At 68.4% G+C, this 763-nt stretch carries 1 protein-coding gene and 1 pseudogene; both read left to right on the top strand.

From position 1 onward, the window contains the following. Window positions 1–428: pseudogene (locus tag DBR22_RS24940) on the top strand (hypothetical protein); the annotation flags it as partial. Between the two features lie 58 nt (window positions 429–486). Continuing rightward, a partial coding sequence (locus DBR22_RS21365) for a YciI family protein (RefSeq protein ID WP_108600645.1) occupies window positions 487–763 on the top strand: 277 nt, incomplete at its 3' end.

Here is a 763-nt window from a genome sequence, read left to right as displayed (position 1 = left end):
CCACGAGAACGGACCCGGACCGGGCGGCCCAGGATCCTTCAGCCGATGTCACGGTGGACACCCTCCCTGCGCCCCGGCCCGGCGGTGGCTCGGATGCAGGAGCGGGGCAGAGGGTGGACGGCGAGCTGACCACGGGTGCCAGCCAGCCGGCGTCGGACGTTCCGAACCCGGTACCACCGGTCCCGGCCCAGCGGATCCTCCGGGGCGGTGCGATCATCGGGGTCCTCGAACGCCTTGGCGTCTGCCTGGCCATCCTCACCGGACAGCCCGTGGCGATTGCCTACATCGTGGCCATCAAGGGACTGGGCAGGTTTGCCGAGCTGAAGGAGACCCCGGTGGCGGCGGAACGGTTCATCATCGGAACACTTACGTCCATGCTCTGGGCTGCGGGAACAGCAGCCATCGTCAAGGTCTTCCTGCTGGGCTGAGTGCCCGCCATGGACATCAGGATCGGCGACGGGCCGCCCCTGGGGATAGGGTGTCCTTATGACTGTTTTTGCCGTTGAGTACGTGTACGCCGCCGATTCCTCCGCCGTCCGTGATGAGCACCGCCCCGCGCACCGCGCCTGGCTGGCCGGCCTCGCGGAAGGCGGCCGGCTGTTGACCAGCGGGCCCTACGGCGACGGTGCCGGCGCCCTCCTGATCTTCAAGGTCCAGGACGAAGCCGCGCTGAATGAACTCCTGAAGCAGGACCCGTTCGCCGGCGCGGGAACCATCGCCGGCATCCGCAGCACTGAATGGACTCCCGTGATCGGCATCCTCG

Origin of the sequence: Arthrobacter sp. HMWF013 (genome assembly GCF_003061105.1) — a bacterium.
GTDB lineage: Bacteria > Actinomycetota > Actinomycetes > Actinomycetales > Micrococcaceae > Arthrobacter.
The sequence above is the reverse complement of the archived record's forward strand: the minus strand, read 5'-3'. Positions and strand labels throughout refer to the sequence as shown.